The 17,594-nt window shown below is 65.8% G+C and carries 9 protein-coding genes; 4 read left to right on the top strand and 5 right to left on the bottom strand.

Annotation, left to right across the window (positions count from 1 at the left end; translation table 11 throughout):
• Positions 1-2: 2 nt before the first annotated feature.
• From ACE10X_RS42345 to ACE10X_RS42360, 4 genes are all read left to right on the top strand, one after another.
• A complete protein-coding gene (locus ACE10X_RS42345) occupies positions 3-854 on the top strand; it encodes an IclR family transcriptional regulator (protein WP_375763833.1) in 852 nt (283 codons plus the stop codon).
• A 230-nt stretch (positions 855-1,084) separates the two neighbouring features.
• Positions 1,085-2,152: an acyl-CoA dehydrogenase family protein gene (locus ACE10X_RS42350; protein ID WP_038384714.1), complete on the top strand. Its 1,068-nt coding sequence runs from the start codon at positions 1,085-1,087 to the stop codon at positions 2,150-2,152.
• A 30-nt stretch (positions 2,153-2,182) separates the two neighbouring features.
• Entirely contained in the window at positions 2,183-3,343 is a 1,161-nt protein-coding gene (locus ACE10X_RS42355; RefSeq protein WP_018269158.1) for an acyl-CoA dehydrogenase family protein, read from the top strand.
• 40 nt (positions 3,344-3,383) lie between these two features.
• On the top strand, positions 3,384-4,184 hold the full coding sequence (locus tag ACE10X_RS42360; RefSeq protein ID WP_038384713.1) for an enoyl-CoA hydratase/isomerase family protein: 801 nt from the start codon (positions 3,384-3,386) through the stop codon (positions 4,182-4,184).
• 167 nt (positions 4,185-4,351) lie between these two features.
• Here ACE10X_RS42360 and ACE10X_RS42365 read toward each other — a convergent pair whose 3' ends face one another.
• The 5 genes from ACE10X_RS42365 to ACE10X_RS42385 form a co-directional block, all read right to left on the bottom strand.
• Positions 4,352-6,463 (bottom strand): acetate--CoA ligase family protein, encoded by a 2,112-nt coding sequence (locus ACE10X_RS42365; RefSeq protein ID WP_038388814.1) that lies wholly within the window; start codon positions 6,461-6,463, stop codon positions 4,352-4,354.
• Between the two features lie 277 nt (positions 6,464-6,740).
• Positions 6,741-7,496: a hypothetical protein gene (locus tag ACE10X_RS42370; RefSeq protein ID WP_304557348.1), complete on the bottom strand. Its 756-nt coding sequence runs from the start codon at positions 7,494-7,496 to the stop codon at positions 6,741-6,743.
• Between the two features lie 3 nt (positions 7,497-7,499).
• On the bottom strand, positions 7,500-8,294 hold the full coding sequence (locus ACE10X_RS42375; RefSeq protein WP_038388809.1) for an enoyl-CoA hydratase: 795 nt from the start codon (positions 8,292-8,294) through the stop codon (positions 7,500-7,502).
• Positions 8,295-8,331: 37 nt separating this feature from the next.
• Positions 8,332-9,537, bottom strand: coding sequence for an ABC transporter substrate-binding protein (locus tag ACE10X_RS42380; protein ID WP_304557349.1), 1,206 nt, complete (start codon positions 9,535-9,537; stop codon positions 8,332-8,334).
• A 157-nt stretch (positions 9,538-9,694) separates the two neighbouring features.
• Positions 9,695-17,215 carry an Ig-like domain-containing protein gene (locus ACE10X_RS42385; protein WP_375763834.1) on the bottom strand — a complete coding sequence of 2,507 codons (7,521 nt, stop codon included), beginning with the start codon at positions 17,213-17,215 and terminating at the stop codon, positions 9,695-9,697.
• Between the last annotated feature and the right edge of the window lie 379 nt (positions 17,216-17,594).

The following is a 17,594-nucleotide window of genomic DNA, read 5'->3' on the forward strand; positions in this document are numbered from 1 at the left end:
CGATGCCGGTGGCGAAGAAAGATTTGGCGAAGGCCGGCGGGGCTGCCGGCGCGCGGACTTTCGACCGCCCCGATTTCCCCGGCGACACCTCGCGCGACCTGCCGAAGATGGACAATGCGGTCAAGTCGGCGCGGCGCGTGCTCGATGTGCTCGAATTCTTCGAGGAGCACCAGCGCGCCGCTTCCGCGATCGAGGTCGCGGCGGCGCTCAAGTTCCCGCAGTCCAGCACCTCGGCGTTGATGCGGACGATGACGGCGTTCGGCTATCTCCACTATGACACCAGCCGCCGCACCTATATCCCGACGCCGCGAATCTCGATGCTGGGGCACTGGCTGAGCCCGGCGCTGTTCACGAAGGGACGCCTGGTCAATTTGATGGAAGAGCTCTCCGCGCGGACCGGAGAGACCATCATGCTCGCGGTGCGCAACGGGCTCAGCGCGCAGTATGTCCATATCATTCAGGCCAAGCTGCCGATGCGGCTGTATGTCAAGGCCGGAACGCTGCGGCCGCTGGCGCGATCGGCATCGGGTTACGCGCTGCTGTCGGCCTATCCGGACAAGGAGGTGCGCCGCCTGGTGCGCCTGATCAACGCCAACGAGACGCGGCCCGATCGGCAGGTCGACATCAAGGCGTTGCTGCTGGAGCTGAAGAAGGTCCGCGCCAAGGGGCACGCCTTCTCGCTCGGCCTGGTCACGCCGGGCGCGGGCGCCGTCGCCATGAACCTGCCGCCGTCAGCGGAATCGAACGAACCGCTGGTGCTGTGCGTGGCCGGATTGAACGACGCGCTGGTCACCCAGGAGACCGAGTTCGCCGACCTGATGCGGAAGGCGATCGAGTTTCATCTGGCGGACTGAACCTATGCCGCCGGCCAGTTTGCGCGCATGCGTGGCATACAAACAGGGACAATCGAAAGTTCACTATGCGGAATTCATGCGCCATGTCCGGCTTCATGCCATCCGCGCAAGTGGCCCTGCGGGCAGCGCTTGTCACGGCTATGGCTTTTCCGCATCATTGAGCGCAAGACAACATCGCAAGCAGGGCATGGCCGAACGGCCAGCCCGAGCCAATCAACACGAGGAACGCTGTGGCGGAGAGTGAGAACATCGTCGCCGAGACCGCGGAAAAGATTTTCGCCGATCTCGCGGATGCCCAAACCATCAATCACGACAAGCAGGGCGCATGGAAGGCGCCGCTGTGGCAGGCGCTGACCGAAGCCGGCCTGCCGCTGTCCTGGGTGCCCGACGATCTCGGCGGTTCCGGCGCCAGTCTCGCCGAAGGTTTTAGCGTGCTCAACGTCGCCGGGCGGCATGCGATTGCTGTTCCGCTGGCCGAAACAATGCTGGCCGGCTGGTTGCTGACGCAAGGCAAGATCGCCTCTCCGGAAGGCGAGATGACCGTGCTGCCGGCAAGCCCGAAGGACCGTGTGACGCTCAACGCCGACGGCAGCCTCTCCGGCCGTGCCCGCGGCGTACCGTTTGCGAAGGACGCAAAGCATTTCGCGGTGCTGGCTGTTGGCAATGGCGGGGTGTCGATTGCGCTGGTCGACGCAGCCAAGTGCCGGATCGAATCCGGCATCGGGCTTGGCGGCGATCACAACGACACCGTCACGCTCGACAAGGTGCAGCCGGTCACAACCAAGCCGGCGCCGAAGGGTTTTGACCAGACCACGCTGATGCTGATGGGCGGCGTGGTGCGCAGCCTGCAGATTGCCGGCGCGCTGGAAGCGATGCTCGACATCTCCGTGCGCTATTCCAACGAGCGCGTCGCGTTCGAGAAGAAGATCTCGAAATTCCAGGCGGTGCAGCACAACCTCGCCCGGCTCGCCGGCGAAAATGCCGCGGCACTCGCTGCCGCGACCTCGGCCGCCGACACGATCGTCAGCGCCAAGTCGCTGGACACCGATGCGGTGTTCCTCGAAGCGGCCTCGGCAAAAATCCGGTGCTCGGAAGCGGCGGAGAAGGGGAGCGGCATCGCGCATCAGGTGCATGGTGCGATCGGCTTCACCATCGAGCACATCCTGCACCGCTATTCGCTGCGGGCGCTGGCCTGGCGCGACGATTTCGGCTCGGAGAGCTACTGGGCGGTCGAGCTCGGCAAGCTCGTCGCGAATCGTGGCGCCGATGAATTGTGGCCGCTGGTGGCTTCGCGCTGAGATCAGGCAGAAAGATCAGGACTGGACATCATGACTGCAGCCCTTCGTTTCGATCCGATCCGCCTGCCGGAAAAGTGCGAGCAGCTCCGCAAGGAGGTGCGCGCCTTCCTCGCCGAGGAAATCGCCGCCGGCACTTTCGATCCCCACGCGCCGAACCGCGAGGACAATGACGCGCCGGAATTCTCCCGCCGCGTCGGCGCCAAGGGCTGGCTCGGCATGACCTGGCCGAAGAAATATGGCGGCCAGGAACGCTCGTTCCTGGAGCGCTACGTGGTCACCGAGGAGATGCGGGTCGCGAACGCGCCGACCCGGCGCTTCTTTGTCGCCGACCGCCAGAGCGGACCGGTGCTTCTGAAATACGCCCCCGAGCACATCAAGATGGACATCCTGCCGCGGATCTGCCGCGGCGAGGTCTGCTTTGCTATCGGAATGAGCGAGCCGAACTCCGGTTCCGATCTGTTCGCGGCGAAGACCCGCGCGACCAAGACCGACGGCGGCTATCTGATCAACGGCACCAAGATCTGGACCTCGTCGGCGCATATCGCCGACTACATGATCGCGATCTTCCGTACCTCGCCGCCGACCAAGGAAAACCGCCGTCACGGCCTGACCCAGTTCCTGGTCAAGATGAAGCAGCCGGGTATCCAGGTGAACCCGATCGGCCAGATCACCGGGCAATTCGAGTTCAACGAGGTCGTGTTCACCGACTATTTCGTGCCCGACGATCACGTGCTGGGCGAGGTCGATGGCGCCTGGAAGCAGGCGACGTCGGAGCTCGCCTATGAGCGAAGTGGTCCCGAGCGCTTCCTCGAGACCTATTACGTGCTCACCGAGCTCGTGCGCGCGGTCGGCAAGAACCCGGACACCCGCAGCGCCGAGGGCATCGGACGCCTGGTGGCGCAGGTGCACACAATGCGCCGCATGTCGGTATCGGTCGCGGGCATGCTGCAGGCCGGCAAGGAGCCGGTGGTGGAGGCGTCGATCGTCAAGGACATCGGCACGGTGTGGGAGCAGCAGCTGCCGCATCGCGTCCGCGATCTCGCCGCGTTCGTCGAGGAGACCGCGACCAACCGCGAGACGCTGGAGAAGCAGCTCGACTTCGCCATCAAGACCGCGCCCAAGCTGACGATCCAGGGCGGCACGACAGAGGTGCTGCGTGGCATCATCGCCCGCGGACTTGGTCTGCGCTAGCCGCGCGGGCTCGCCTTCGCTAATTCAACGAGGACAGATCATGACCAAGTACACTGATATCGGCGTCGAAACTCACGGCCATGTCGGCCTGATCGAAATCCGAAAACCCCCGCTGAACTTCTTCGACGTCGCGCTGATCAACCAGATCGCCGACGCGCTGGAGGAGTTCGACAACAATATCGAGATCCGTGCCTCGGTGCTGGCGGCGCAAGGCAAGGCGTTCTGCGCCGGCGCCAATTTTGGCGATCCGGCCCGCCAGGAGCAGGAGGAGCGCGCCAAGAGCGATCCGGCCTCCAACCTGCCGATCAACCATCTCTACGTTCAGGCGGTGCGCATCTTCCGCAACAAGAAGCCGATCGTCGCGGCGATCCATGGCGCCGCGATCGGCGGCGGCCTCGGCCTTGCCGTCTCCGCCGACTTCCGCGTCGCCTGCCCCGAGGCGCGCTTCTCGGCCAACTTCACCAAGCTCGGCTTCCATCCGGGCTTCGGCCTGACCACGACGCTGCCGGAGCTGATCGGCAAGAACAATGCCGAGCTGATGTTCTACACCAGCCGCCGCGTCACCGGCGAAGAGGCCTATCGCTGGGGCCTCGCCAATGTGCTGGTGCCACAGGATCAGGTGCGGGTGGAAGCCATGAAGCTCGCGCAGGAGATCGCCGAATGCTCGCCGCTCGGCCTGATCTCGACCCGCGCCACCATGCGCGCCGACCTCGCCGACCGCGTGCTCGCCGCCACCAACCATGAGCTCGCCGAGCAGACCAAGCTGCGCGCGACCGAAGACTTCAAGGAAGGCGTCAAGGCGACGGCCGAACGCCGCGTCGCCAACTTCAAGGGGCGGTAGTCGCGAGCGCCGCTCTCTCCACGGGTCGTCCCGGCGAAAGCCGGGACCCTTACGCCGCGGCCTGCGGAAGGGGCACAAGCGGCGTCGGCTTCTCTCACAACTCACTTCGGTGGTTATGGGTCCCGGCTCCCGTGCGCAATTGCGCACTAGGCCGGGACGACACCGAATTATTTCGGCACCACCAGCGCGTCGACGATCGTGACACCCTGCCCTTCCGGGTGCACCAGCACCGGATTGACCTCGATCTCGGCGATCTCGTTCGTGTGCTGCGCCGCCAGCACCGAAATCTGCGAGATCAACCGCGCCAGTGCCGCGACATCCGCCTTCGGCGCGCCGCGGAAGCCGCGCAGCAGCGGCGCGGCCTTCAGTGTCTCCAGCATCGTGGCCGCTTCAGCCACGCTCACCGGCGCGGGGCGATAGACCACGTCCTTGAACAGCTCGGTGGTGATGCCGCCGAGCCCCACCATCACCATCGGCCCGAAGGTCGCATCCGTCATGGTGCCGATGATGATCTCGACGCCTCGCCTGGCCATCGGCCCGACCAGCACGCCCTGGATTTCAGCGCCCGGCCGCTGCTTCGGCACCGTCTCCAGCATGTCGCGATAGGCCGTGAACGCCGCACCCTTGGCGGCGATGTTGACGCGGACGCCGCCGACCTCGCTCTTATGCGCGATCGCGGGCGACTGGATCTTCATGACCAGCGGAAATCCGGCGCGCTCGATCGCGGCGTCGAGCCCGTCGCGATCCGTTACCAGCACCTCGTCGGGCAAAGCGATCCCGGCTGCGCGCAGCAGCGATTTGCTGTCATATTCGGACAGCGTCTTCGCCGTGAGATGCGCGGAGAGATCGTGCGCCGGCGACGCGGATGCCGCGATCTCCGGCGCCGGCTTGAAGGCGGCATAGTCCGCCAGCCGCCGCATCGCGACGCCGGCATGGGTCAGCCCCGAGAGCACTACGACGCCCGACTTGGCAAGCTCCTGCCGCGCGAATTGCGACGGCAGCGTGTAGGAGTAGAACACCACCGGCTTGTGCTGCGCGGCGATCACCGGCTTCAGCTCGGCTTCCTTGAACGGCATACGCGTCTCGCTCGACAGCGACAGCACGACCAGCGTCGCGTCCACTTCATCAGACGTGTCGAACAGCTCGATGCTCTTCTGCAGTCCGCCGGATGACACGCCCTGCGCGGTCACGTCGACCGGATTGCCTGCCGCGCCGTAGGACGGCATCCATTGCTTGATCTGGCTCTGGATCGCGGCTGAAAGCTCCGGCACGCGCAGACCCTGCATCGAGACGGTATCGGCGCCCCAGATGCCGGCGCCACCGGACACCGTCAGCACCGCGACGCGATCGCCCTTCGGCAGCGGATTGGTGGTCAGAACCGCGGCAATGGTCACGGCCTCGTCGAGGTCGTTGGAGACGATGAAGCCGTATTTTGCGAACACCGCGTCATAGGCCGCCGACCAGCCGGCCATGCTCGCGGTGTGCGAGGCCGCCGCGCGCTCGCCGGCACCGGAGCGCCCCACTTTAGTTACGATCACGGGCTTCCTGAGCTCTGCCGCGCGCTTCGCCGCCACCAGGAACTTGTCGACGTCGCGGATACCCTCGATGAACAACAGGATCACGTCGGTCGAGGCATCCTGCACCATGTAGTCGAGGAACTCGCCGGCGCCGAGATCGCTCTCGTTGCCGGCGCTGACGACATAGCTGAGCGCGACCCCAAGCGCCTTGGCGCGATGATAGATCGCAAAGCCGATGCCGCCGCTCTGCGCGACAATGCCGATGCGCCGCTTGCCGGCGACCAGATCGGGTGCCTCCAGCTTGACGTCGACGGTCGGGCTGAAGGTCGCGGCGACCTTCTGCGCCTGGCTGTAAAACCCTTCGGCATTGGGACCGGAGATCCGCATCCCGGTCCGCTTCGCCAGCGCCACGATCGCGTCCTGCATGTCAGCGCTGTCGCCGCCCTCTTCGGCAAAGCCGGACGAGATGATGACCGCATTCTTCACGCCGGCGGCCGCGCACTGCTCCAGCGCCGGCAGCACCGCACGCGCGGGAATGACGATAACGGCAAGATCGATCGGCGCGCCGAGCTCGGCGACCGACTTGAAGCACTTCAGCCCGTCGATCTCGTCATAGTTCGGATTGATCGGATAGAGCGCGCCGGGATAGCCGTTCTTGCGCAGCATCGCGAGCAGCCGCCCGGGAATCTTCTCATGATCGCGCGAGGCGCCGATCAGCGCGATGCTTTTTGGGGCGAAGAAGGTATCGAGCGGATGCGGCATGGGGGCGTGTTCCGTTGTTGTTCTTGCGCTCGACGATATTGAATCGTCGCCGCTAGCTCAACCGCCCTTCCCGTCATCCTGAGGTGCGAGCGGAGCGAGCCTCGAAGGATGGACGGCCACCAGCCGGGCCGTGCATCCTTCGAGACGCGCTGGGCGCTCCTCAGGATGACGGGAAATAAAGACACATAGCCCGGATGGAGCGCAGCGCAATCCGGGAACGGTTCATCCGCGAAGAGCGCGGTCCCGGATTTCGCTTCGCTGCATCCGGGCTACGAAATCACGCCGTCAGCTTGAACGTCACGCCGCAGAGCTGGAACTCATCGCCCTTCACCGCACAGCCTCTGGCTTTCGCGGCCTCCAGCACCTTCGCCTTGTCGGCGACCTTGAACGTCAAGCCGCTCATGATCTCGCTGTCGCCCTTGACGAAGCGGAAGGTGCTGTTCGCCAGCTTCACCACGGTACCATTGGCGGGAATGCCGATGATCCTGCCCCAATGCGCCGCCAACCCCTCAGGCTCGGGGCTCTGCATCTCGACCTCGGTCAGCGACAGCGTCGTGTCCTTGCGGATCGACTTCTGCCAGTCCGGGCCGGCCGGCGGGTACGGCCCCAAGATGTCGTCGCTGCCGTCGGTGTGGTTGAACTCGATGAAGGCAGCGCGGCAGTCGCGCGGATGCAGCTGCACGCCGTGATACGGCGCGTGCGTGATCACGTTGGCGGTGCGCACGCCGATCGCGTTGGCCTTGGCGCCGCGCGCGTCGGGATCCTCGCAAGTGAAGATCGCCATATAGCCGCCGCGGCCGCCGGTCTTCTCGATGAAGCGGCCGGCCGCCGTGCCCGGCCCCGGCTGGAACGGCGCCACGACTTCGAGCAGGATTGTATCGACCGGCAGCAGCGCATTCTCGAGGCCGTATTTCGCGACATTGCCGTCGCGATAGCAGACATCGAGGCCCATGATCGCGGAGATGTCCGCGATGACGGGCGCAAGCTGCGGCGCCACCAGGCAGATCTGCCGCAGCCGCATGTACTCGGCCATGGTCTACTGCCCCTGGAAGGTGGGCTTGCGCTTCTCGACGAAGGCCTTGGCCGCTTCCTTGTGGTCGGTGGTCTCGCCGGCACGCGTGTGGTGGATCGCCTCGCCGTCGAAGCAGGCTTCCAGCGTCATGGTCTCGGCATTGTTGATGTTGCGCTTGATGTAGCCGAGCGCCACCGACGGCCCCTGCGCCAGCGAGCGTGCCAGTTCCAGCGCCTCGGCCTCGACATCGGCATCGGGCACCACCTTGGAGACCATGCCGAGGTTGTAGGCTTCCTGCGCCGACAGCACCGGCGACATCATGTAGAGCTCGCGCGCCTTGGCGCTGCCGAGCATCTTGGTCAGGAAATAGGTGCCGCCGTAATCGCCGGAGAAGCCGACCTTGGCGAAGGCGGTGGTGATCTTGCAGGAGGCGCTGGCAATGCGGAGATCGCAGGACAGCGCGATCGAAAGCCCAGCGCCGGCCGCGGCGCCGTCGAGCTGCGCCACCACCGGCTTCGGCATCTGGTGCAGGATGCGCGAGACCTCCATGCCGCGGCGCAGATTGGCCATCTTGGCCTCGAACGGCAGCGGTGCGCGGCCTTCCGCCATCGACTTGACGTCGCCGCCGACGCAGAAGGTGCCGCCGGCGCCCCGGATCAGCACCGCGCGTACCTCGGTATCGTCCTGCGCGCGCCGCGCCGCCTCGACGAGGCCGCGCGTCATATCGGGATTGAGCGCGTTGCGCCGATCGGGGCGGTTCATGGTGATGGTGAGCAGGCCCTTGTCGAGGGATTGGAGGACCATCTGATTATCGCTCATGGCGTTTTGCCTTTCGTTGTTGTTGGTTGTCGCAGCGTTATTTCTTCACCAGCGGGCAGCGCGACTCCGACAGCGGCTGGAAAGCCTGGTCGCCCGGCACGGTCGCCACCAGCTTGTAGTCGTCCCAGCGGCCCTTCGATTCCGACGGCTTCTTGACCTCGAACAAATACATGTCGTGCACCATGCGGCCGTCCTCGCGGATCTTGCCGTTCTTGGTGAACATGTCGTTGATCGGGGTCTCCTTCATCACCTTCATGACGGCTGCCGCATCGGTGGTGCCGGCGGCCTTCACCGCCTTGAGATAGTGCGTCACCGAGGAATAGACGCCGGCCTGTGCCGAAGTCGGCACCCGCTTGGTGCGTTCCATGAAGCGCTTCGTGAAGGCGCGGCTGTCGTCGTTGAGATCCCAGTAGAAGGCTTCCGCCAGCAACAGGCCCTGCGCGGTATCGAGCCCGACGCTGTCGATGTCGGTTACGAAGGCCAATAGCGGCGACAGTTTCTGGCCGCTCTTGGTGAGGCCGAATTCCGCCGCCTGCTTGATCGCGTTGATGGTGTCGCCGCCGGCATTGGCAAGGCCGATCACCTTGGCCTTCGAGGCCTGCGCCTGCAGCAGGAAGGACGAGAAATCCGAGGTGTTGATCGGATGCCGCACGCTGCCGAGCACCTTGCCGCCCGACTTTACCACGACATTGCTGGTATCCTTTTCCAGGTCCTGGCCGAACGCGTAGTCCGCGGTGAGGAAGAACCAGGTATCGAGACCGGATTTCACCGCGGCAAGGCCGGTCACATTGGCCTGCGCGAAGGTGTCGAACACGTAGTGCACGGTATAGGGGCCGCAGGCCTCGTTGGACAGGCGGATCGAACCCGGACCGTTGAACATGATGATCTTGTTGCGCGCCTTGGCGATCTCGGCAGCGGCGAGCGCGGTCGCGGACGCTGCGACGTCGAAGATCATCTCGACGCCCTGGTTGTCGATCATGTCGCGGGCGATGTTGGCGGAGAGGTCGGCCTTGTTGAGATGGTCGCCGACCACGATCTCGACCTTGCGGCCGAGCACCTCGCCGCCGAAATCCTCCATCGCCATCTTGGCGGCGGTTTCGCTACCCGAGCCGGTGATGTCGGCATAGAGGCTCGACATATCGAGGATGCCGCCGAGCTTCAGCGGAGGCTTGTCCTGCGCCAGCGACGCATTCGCCGAGATCGCAAACGCACAGGCCAACACGCCGGCCAAAACTCGTCTCATTCCAACCCTCCCTTGCAGCGCGGACCTCGTTCCATCAGGTCCGTTTCGAGGGCCGGATCATGCCGCATGGCCTGCACTGCAGCAAGCCGCAGCGGCAGCAATCTGTTTCCGCTAAGCGGAATGAGGCGCCGCGCCGGAGCTTCCGGCCGCGCTGCGATCAGAGATGAAAGTCGGGAACGGTCTGATGGGGCGTTCCCGCCGGCAGGCCGAGGAACAGGTACTGCGTGCCATAATGTCCGGCGAATGCCGATGCCGTTGCATCCATGATGATGCGGCCGCCCAGATCCAGATGCAATTCCGGCCGCGTAATGGCGCCGAGCGTGTAGGCCGGCACGATGGTCTCGTTGATGTGCAGGGCGTCGAAGACGGCGGACACCGCCGAAAGCGAGGCCGCATTGCCGGCCAGGTCGACGACATCGGCGCCATTGGCGGCGAAGCCGGTCACCGCCAGCGAGCCGGCACGATCGGTCGACGACACGACATGATCGAACACCAGCTTCGAGGAATCGCCGAGCAGCGCCGTCGCCGCGGCGTCGTAGATTGCGGTGCCGCCATCGTTCAGTGTCAGGCTCGGCGTGCCGCCATTGACGTGCACAGCCTCGTTGAACCCGACCGTCAGTTGCACCAGCGAACCCGGCGCTGCGACACCGCCGGAGGGCGTCGCCGTGATTCCGGTGAGATGAGGCGCCGTGGTGTCGAGGGTGAAGGTCAGGCTCGAAGATGCGCCGACATTGCCGGCGGCGTCGACCTCCTGCACCGTCACGGAATGCACGCCGTCGGTCGTGAAGACCGGCGCCGCCGTCGAGAACCCCGACGCGCCGTCGGCCTTGTAGCGCAGCGTGTCGGCCGCATCGAACTTGGTGTAATCGATCAGCGCATTGCTGGTGATGTGGTCGGTGCTGGAGACGCCGGTGTCCCGGTGCAGCATTAGCGTCGGCGCCGATGGCGCCTTGGTGTCGCCGGTGAAGCCGATCGCGTTGCTTGCTCCGCCGGCATTGCCGGCGATGTCGGTGTAGCTCGCCCCGGCAACCGAAAGATCGGCCGACAGATGGTCGGTGACATCGGCAGTGAAGGTCGCGGTGTAGATATCGTGGCCCGCGCCGTTGATGCCGACATGGACGAGGCTGCCCAGCAAGCCGCCATGGACGGTGACGTCGCCGAGTCCGAAGCCTGCGACCGCCTCGGAGAAGGTGAACGTCATCAGCGCGGCGTCGCCGGCGTGCAGCAAGGTGTGATCGGCCACCACCGATACCGTCGGCGGATGCGTGTCGCCACCGATCGTCGCGATATTGCTCGCCGCGCCGGTATTGCCTGATACGTCGGCATAGCTCGCGGCGGTGACCCGGATCGAGCCCGCCACGACGTCGTTGATATCTGGCGTGAAGGTCGCGGTGTAGACGTCCTGCCCCGACATGTTGAGCCCGACATGGACCAGATTGGTCACCGTGCCACCGGCGACGACGGTATCGCTGAGCGCAAAGCCTGCGACCTGCTCGGAGAAGGTGAAGGTGACAACCGAAGTCTGGCCCGAAAGCACCGTGCTCGGGCTCGCGGCAACCGACACCGTCGGCGCCCTGGTATCGCCGGTAAAATTGATGCTGCCGCTCGCCGCACCGGTATTGCCGGCGACATCCGTATAGCTCGCGGCGGTGACCTGCACCGAGCCCGCTTCAGTGTTGCTTTCATCCGGCGTGAAAATTGCCGTGTAGACGTCGTGGCCCGATGCGTTGACGCCGACATGGACCAGATTGCCCAACGCCCCGCCATGCACCGTGACGTCACCGAGCGCGAAGCTCGCGATTTGTTCCGAGAAAATGAACGTCACCAGCGCGGTCTGGCCCGCCAGCAGCGCGTTACGATCCGCCGCGATCGACGCCGTCGGCGCCAGCGTATCGCCGCCGATCGTGGCGGTGTTGCTTGCCGCGCCGGCATTGCCGGCCACATCGCTGTAACCGGACGCATTCACCTTCACCGAGCCGGTCTCGGTGTCGCTGACATCGGGCGTGAAGGTCGCGGTGTAGACGTCCTGCCCAGCGCCGTTGAGCCCGACATGCACGAGATTGCTCAGCGCGCCGCCATGGACGGTGATGTCGCCAAGGGCGAAGCCCGACACGGCCTCCGAGAAGGTGAAGGTCGCGACCGAGCGGTCGCCGGCCAGCACTGTGTCGGGATTGAGCGTGACGGAGACCGTCGGCGCCAGCGTGTCACCGGTGAAGTTGATGGCGTTACTGGCGGCGCCAGCGTTGCCGGCCGTGTCGCTATAGCTCGATGCGTTGACCTGCACCGAGCCTGCCTCGGCGTTGGTGACATCGGGCGTGAAGGTCGCGGTGTAGATGTCCTGGCCGGCGCCATCGACCCCGACATGGACAAGGCTGCCCAGCACGCCGCCGCTGACGCTGATGTCGCCGAGCGCGAAGCCCGCGACGGCCTCGGAGAAGGTGAAGGTCACGACCGCGGTCTGACCGGCGAGCAACGTGCCGTGGTCAGCTGAAACCGACACGGTCGGCGCCTTGGTGTCGCCGGTGAAGCTGATCGTGTTGCTCGACGAGCCGGAATTGCCGGCCGTATCGCTATAGCTCGATGCATTGACCTGCACCGAGCCAGCTTCGGCATTGGTCACATCGGGCGTGAAGGTCGCGGTGTAGACGTCATGGCCGGCGCCATCGACGCCGACATGGGTGAGATTGCCCAGCGTACCGCCCTGGACGGTGACATCACCCAATCCAAAGCCGGTGACGGCCTCGGAGAAGGTGAACGTGACAACCGCGCTATCGCCGGCAACCAGCGTGGTGTGATCGGCTGCAACCGCCACCGTCGGCGCCTTGGTATCGCCGGTGAAGGTGATCGGGCTGCTTGCCGTGCCGGCGTTTCCGGCGCTGTCGGTATAGCTTGACGCGTTGACCTGCACCGAGCCCGCCTCGGCATTGGTCACGTCGGGCGTGAAGGTCGCCGTGTAGACGTCCTGGTGCGCGGCGTTGACGCCGACATGCACGAGGTTGCTCAGCGCGCCGCCGCTCACCGTCGTGTCCGTCAGCGCGAAGCCGGTGACCGCCTCGGAGAAGGTGAAGGTGACGGTCGAGGTCTGCCCGGCCAGCAGCGCGGTCGAGCTCGCCGCGACCGACACAGTCGGCGCGATCGCGTCGATCACGAGATGCAAATCGGTCGCCGCATGGGTCACGTCGGCGTCCTGGCCGCCGGGATCCCTGATCGTGCCGCCGTTGAGCGAGAGGCTCTGCACCTGCAGATCAGACGTGCTGTCGCCGTCCTGCACCGTGTAGCTGAACACCAGCGCCTGCGAGCCGCTGCCGCTGAGATAGGTCGCGGCCTTGCCGTCGTTGAGCAGCAGTTCGGGCGCGCCGGTCACGCTCACCGTGTTGCTGAAGTTGACGGTGATGGTCACAACCTTGCCGGCGTTCAGGATCGTGAGGTGATCGGTGGTGTCAGCCGTGATCGAGGCGATGCTTGCCTGCGACCGGATTTCCAGATGCGGCGTCGCCGAGCCATCGGAACCAAGAAGCAGCGAGCCGGCCGAGGCGCCGGCGCCAAAGCTCAGGTTCAGCGAGGCGAGCGTCGTGCCGCTGCCGCTCTTCACCAGCAACACGCCGTTCGCATAGGACAGCGTTGCCGCGACGTCATAGGCGATGTTGCCAAAGTCGATGGTGTCGCCGCCGGCAAAGCCGGTAATCGACGTGCTGAACGAGGTGCCGGAGAATGCCGCGGTATCGAGCACGAGTTTTTCGGTGCTGCCGTCGGTGAAGGCGACCGCACCGGTTCCCGCCGCGCCGTTCGCCGCCAGCTCGAGGATCGAGCCCTTGATGACGGTACCGCCGGAATAGGTGTTGTGCGCGGACAGCACCAGCCGGCCGCCGCCGGTCACCTCGACATCACCAGGCGTCGCGCCATCCGAAATGACGCCGCTCTGGGTGACGGTTTCGCCGGCCGCGACATTGAAGACCGGATCGCCTGCGACGGTGATGTTGCGGGTCTGCGTGAAGCCGTCGGTGAAGCTGATGCCGGTGCCGTCGCCGAGCTTCAGCACGTTGGTGACCGCGCCGAGATTGACGTTGGCGGAGATCGACACCCGGGTGCCGGCGCCGCTGACCGTGGTATTGCCGGTGTAGGTGTTGTTGCCGCCGAGAATGACGGTGCCGCCGCCGCTGATGGCGAGGCCGCCGACGCCCGCATTGGCACCGGTGCCGCCATTGCCGCTCTGGTCCGCGATGTCGTTGGCGACAGTCAGCGTCTGGCCGCTGGCCGGCGCGAAGCTGAGATCGTTGTTGCTCTGGATGAAGATGCCGGAGCCGAAACCCGAGCCGCTGGCCTGGCCGATGCCGTTGGTGCCGCCCTTGACGGCGCTGAAGCCGGAATCATTGGAGAGCGAGCCGCTCTTGACGGTCAGCGAACCGCCTTGCTGAACGAAAACGTCGCCGCCCGCGCCAAGGCCGCCACCGCCGCCCGGCGCGCCGTTGCCATTGGTGCCGCCATTGCCGCCACCGAAGCCGCCGACACCGCCGATGCCACCGCCGCCACCGAAGCCACCGTCGCCATTGTAGCCGCCGCCACCGCCGAAGCCGCCGTTGCCGCCATCGCCGCCACCGCCGCCGAAGCCGCCATTGCCGCCATCAGCCCCGTTGCCGCCGCCGACACCGCCACCCGGACCGTAGGGTGCGCGGACGCCGCTGCCGATCCACCCAGCCGCGCCGCCGCCTCCACCGTTGGCGCCGCCTGCTCCGCCATACCAGTAAAGCTCGGTCCCGCCCCCGATCGAGATCAGGTAACCGTCGCTCCCTTTGCCGCCCCCAGCGGTGTTGGGGATAATGCCGGGCGAACCGCTTCTAAAGAGATCACTGTCCGCGCCCTGAGCGCCGAGGCCGACCCCGCCGCCGCCGCTGCTTCCGCCGCGTCCGCCCATCCCGCCGCCACCGCCGAAGCCGTAGCCGGAGCTGATACTGCCAGTGCCGCCGGCACCGCCGTTGCCGCCGATCGCCGCGCTATTGTGGAAGGTGACATTGTCGATCGTGGCGCTGCCGTTCGACGAGATGAACAGCGCGCCGCCGAGCCCGGCGCCACCGCCGCCACCGCCGCGGACGACGCCGCCGCCGGCGGCCACCGTGTTCTGGATGGTCAGGTTCTCGAGATTGACGCTACCCGCATAGACGAAGAAGCCACGCTGGGCGTTGAGGCCGTCGATCGTATGCGTGCCGCCGTGGCCGTCGCTGCCGTTGATCGTGACGCTCGATCCGCTCAAGAGATTGAGCGCGTACAGCTCCGACGTCAGGCTGAAGTTCGCCGTGATGTTGATTGTGTAGTTGGCATTCGGCGCGGCGTTCTGCCCGCCGGAATCCATCTGCAGGATGGCCGCGTTGAGCTCGGCGACGTTGGAGACATTGAAGACGCGCGTCGAGACGACCTGCACGATCGTTCCGCCGTTGGCATCCTGCGAGAGCTGAAAACTGGTCCCGGCGCCGACGCCGGCAAGGGTCAGCGTATCGGTCGTGGTGCCGTTCGAGATCGAGAGCGTGTTGCCGGACAGGCTGACCGTGTTGAGCGACGGATTCTGGGTGTTGTACTGCAGCCCGGTCAGATCGATGAACTGTCCGGGATTGAAGTTCGCGATCGTGTTGGCGAAGGCATTGCCGCTCAGGGCGGCGTTGTCGATCTTCAGCGTGCCGGCGATGCCGGTCGTGAACGAGATGTTGCCGGTTCCGGCGGCGCCGGCCGCGGTGAGCCACACCGTGCCCGAATAGATCGTCGTGCTGCCGTAGTTATTGGCGGCATGGCCAAGCACGAGCGTACCGCCGCCGTCGACGCCGAGATTGCCGCCGCCGGTGACGAGGGCCGTGTCGGAGACGGTCTTGCCGTTCGCGATCGACAGGATCGAATTGCCGCTGACCGAGAGCGTGTCGTCGAAAGTGCCGCTCGATGTCAGCGACAGATGCGCGCTGCTCAGACCGAACGTCCCGGTCAGCCCGGCGAGCTGACCCATCCCGAGCTGCAACGTGCCGGCGCCGGACAGCATGAACGTACCGGAGCCGCTGATCGAACCGGTGTCCGCGATCGTGCCGGACGATATGTCGAAGGTGCCGCCATTGCTGGTGATCTGAATATCGTGCGTGAAGTTGTAGCCGCCGGTCGTGGTCAGCGTGCCACCGTTGAGGATCAGTGTACCGGCCGAACCGCCGATATTGTTGTCGGCTGTGATCGAGACGATGTTGCCGCCGTCGATCTGGGTGCCGCCGACGTAAGTGCTGGCGCCAGTCAGCGTCAGCGTGCCGCCGCCGGAGACGACCAGCTTGCCGGTCGTGCCGCTGCCGCTGATGCCACGTTCGTCGGCGATCGTGTCAGCTATCGTGAGCGTCGTCGATATCGTCGGCCCGCCCGCGAAGGGGGAGGAGATGGCGTGCGTCGGCGTGACCACCATCGTGCCCTGGATGAAGATGTCGCCATAGGCGGAGCCGTTGCCCGCACCATTGGCGCCGGTGCCGCCGGTCTCGGTCGCATCCATCAAGGTGCCGCCGATGACGGTCAGCTTGCCGCCTTGCTGAACGAAGATGTCGCCGCCGGCGCCAAGGCCGCCGCCACCGCCGCCGGCGAGCGAGCCACTGCCGGCGCCGAATCCGCCGGTGCCGGGCGTGCCGTTCGAACCGCCGCCACCGCCGCCGAAGCCGCCATTGCCGCCGGTATGCGCGTATCCGCTGCCGTTGCCGGAGCCGCCGCCACCGCCGGCGAAACCACCGTTGCCGCCGCCATAAATGCCGCCGCCGCCACCGCCGCCCATGCCGCCGGCGCCGCCGAAGCCGATCAGGGTGCCCGAGAGGCCGCCGCCCACCGAATTGGCGCCACCGATGCCGCCGCCGCCGCCACCGACACCGCCGCCACCACCGCCGCCACTCGCGCCACCGCCGGCATGTGCGCCGTAGCCTGAGCCGCCGTAATTGTCGGCGCCCTGTCCGCCGCCCGCCGCACCTTCGATCGTCGCCGGTGTGCCGCCCGCGGTCTGCGCCCCGGTCGAGGGATGCTGGGTGTCGGAGCCTGTCTCCGCGTAACCGTTGCCGCCATTGCCGTGGTAGCCGTAATAGTCTTGGCCACCAAAGCCGCCGCCACCACCGCCGCCACCATTGCCGCTGCCGCCATCGGCACCGATGCCGCCACCACCGCCGCCGCCGCCGGCAGGATCGACCACACCGCCATCGCCGCCCTTGGCCGTGTTGCTGCCGAAATTGACATTGTTCAGCGTGACGTTGGCGTTCTGCCCGACGAACAGGCCGCCGCCGAGACCCGCGCCGCCGCCACCGCCGCCGACCCCGCCATTGCCGCCGCTTGCAACCGCGTTGACGATCGTGAGGTTCTTGAACGTCACCGTGCCTGAGGTGACGACGAAGCCTTGGTAGCCGCGCGCGTCGATGACGTCGCTGTAGTCCTGACCGCCGAGCTGATTGTTGTAGTCGGAGTTGCCGTCGAAGGTCAGCGTCGAGCCGTTCATCAGATTGATGGCCGGCAGATCGTCCAGCAATTGCAACGTGCGCGCGCCGGACGAGAGCGAGAAGTTGATGACGTAGTCGGTGTTGGCCGCTGCCAGGCCGCCGCCGACGCTGATCGCCGAGATCGCGTTGTAGAGCTGGAGATAATCGTGGAGCGGATCGCTGGTCGTCAGCGTCAGAACAACGGGATTCGACACAAGGACCTCGGCAATATGCGTGAGCGACCGCAATCGGTCGCCTTTCAAAAAATTGCCGAATAGTTACCTTGCGCCGCAAGTCATTGGCAACAATAACGAATTCTCATTCCGCGCACGGAGTTGAGATCATGAATGGGTAAGGTTGACGCGTGTGAGAGCCGCTCGACGCACGATCGGACGGCAATTTTCGTCACGACAAGGGGCGGTGAAGACGAGTTCGTCCCGCGACAAGCACGCATTGATGTGAAACACCAATCTCGCCTGTGCACGCGATGAGAAGCGCCGCAGAAAAATTGACCACCGAATCAACGATGGCATCCCTCGATGCGATCTCGCTTCGCTTGTGGTGGCCCCGAAGCGATCTTTCCGTCAGACTGTC

It is taken from the genome of Bradyrhizobium sp. Pha-3, assembly GCF_042258325.1.
GTDB classification, from domain to species: domain Bacteria; phylum Pseudomonadota; class Alphaproteobacteria; order Rhizobiales; family Xanthobacteraceae; genus Bradyrhizobium; species Bradyrhizobium elkanii.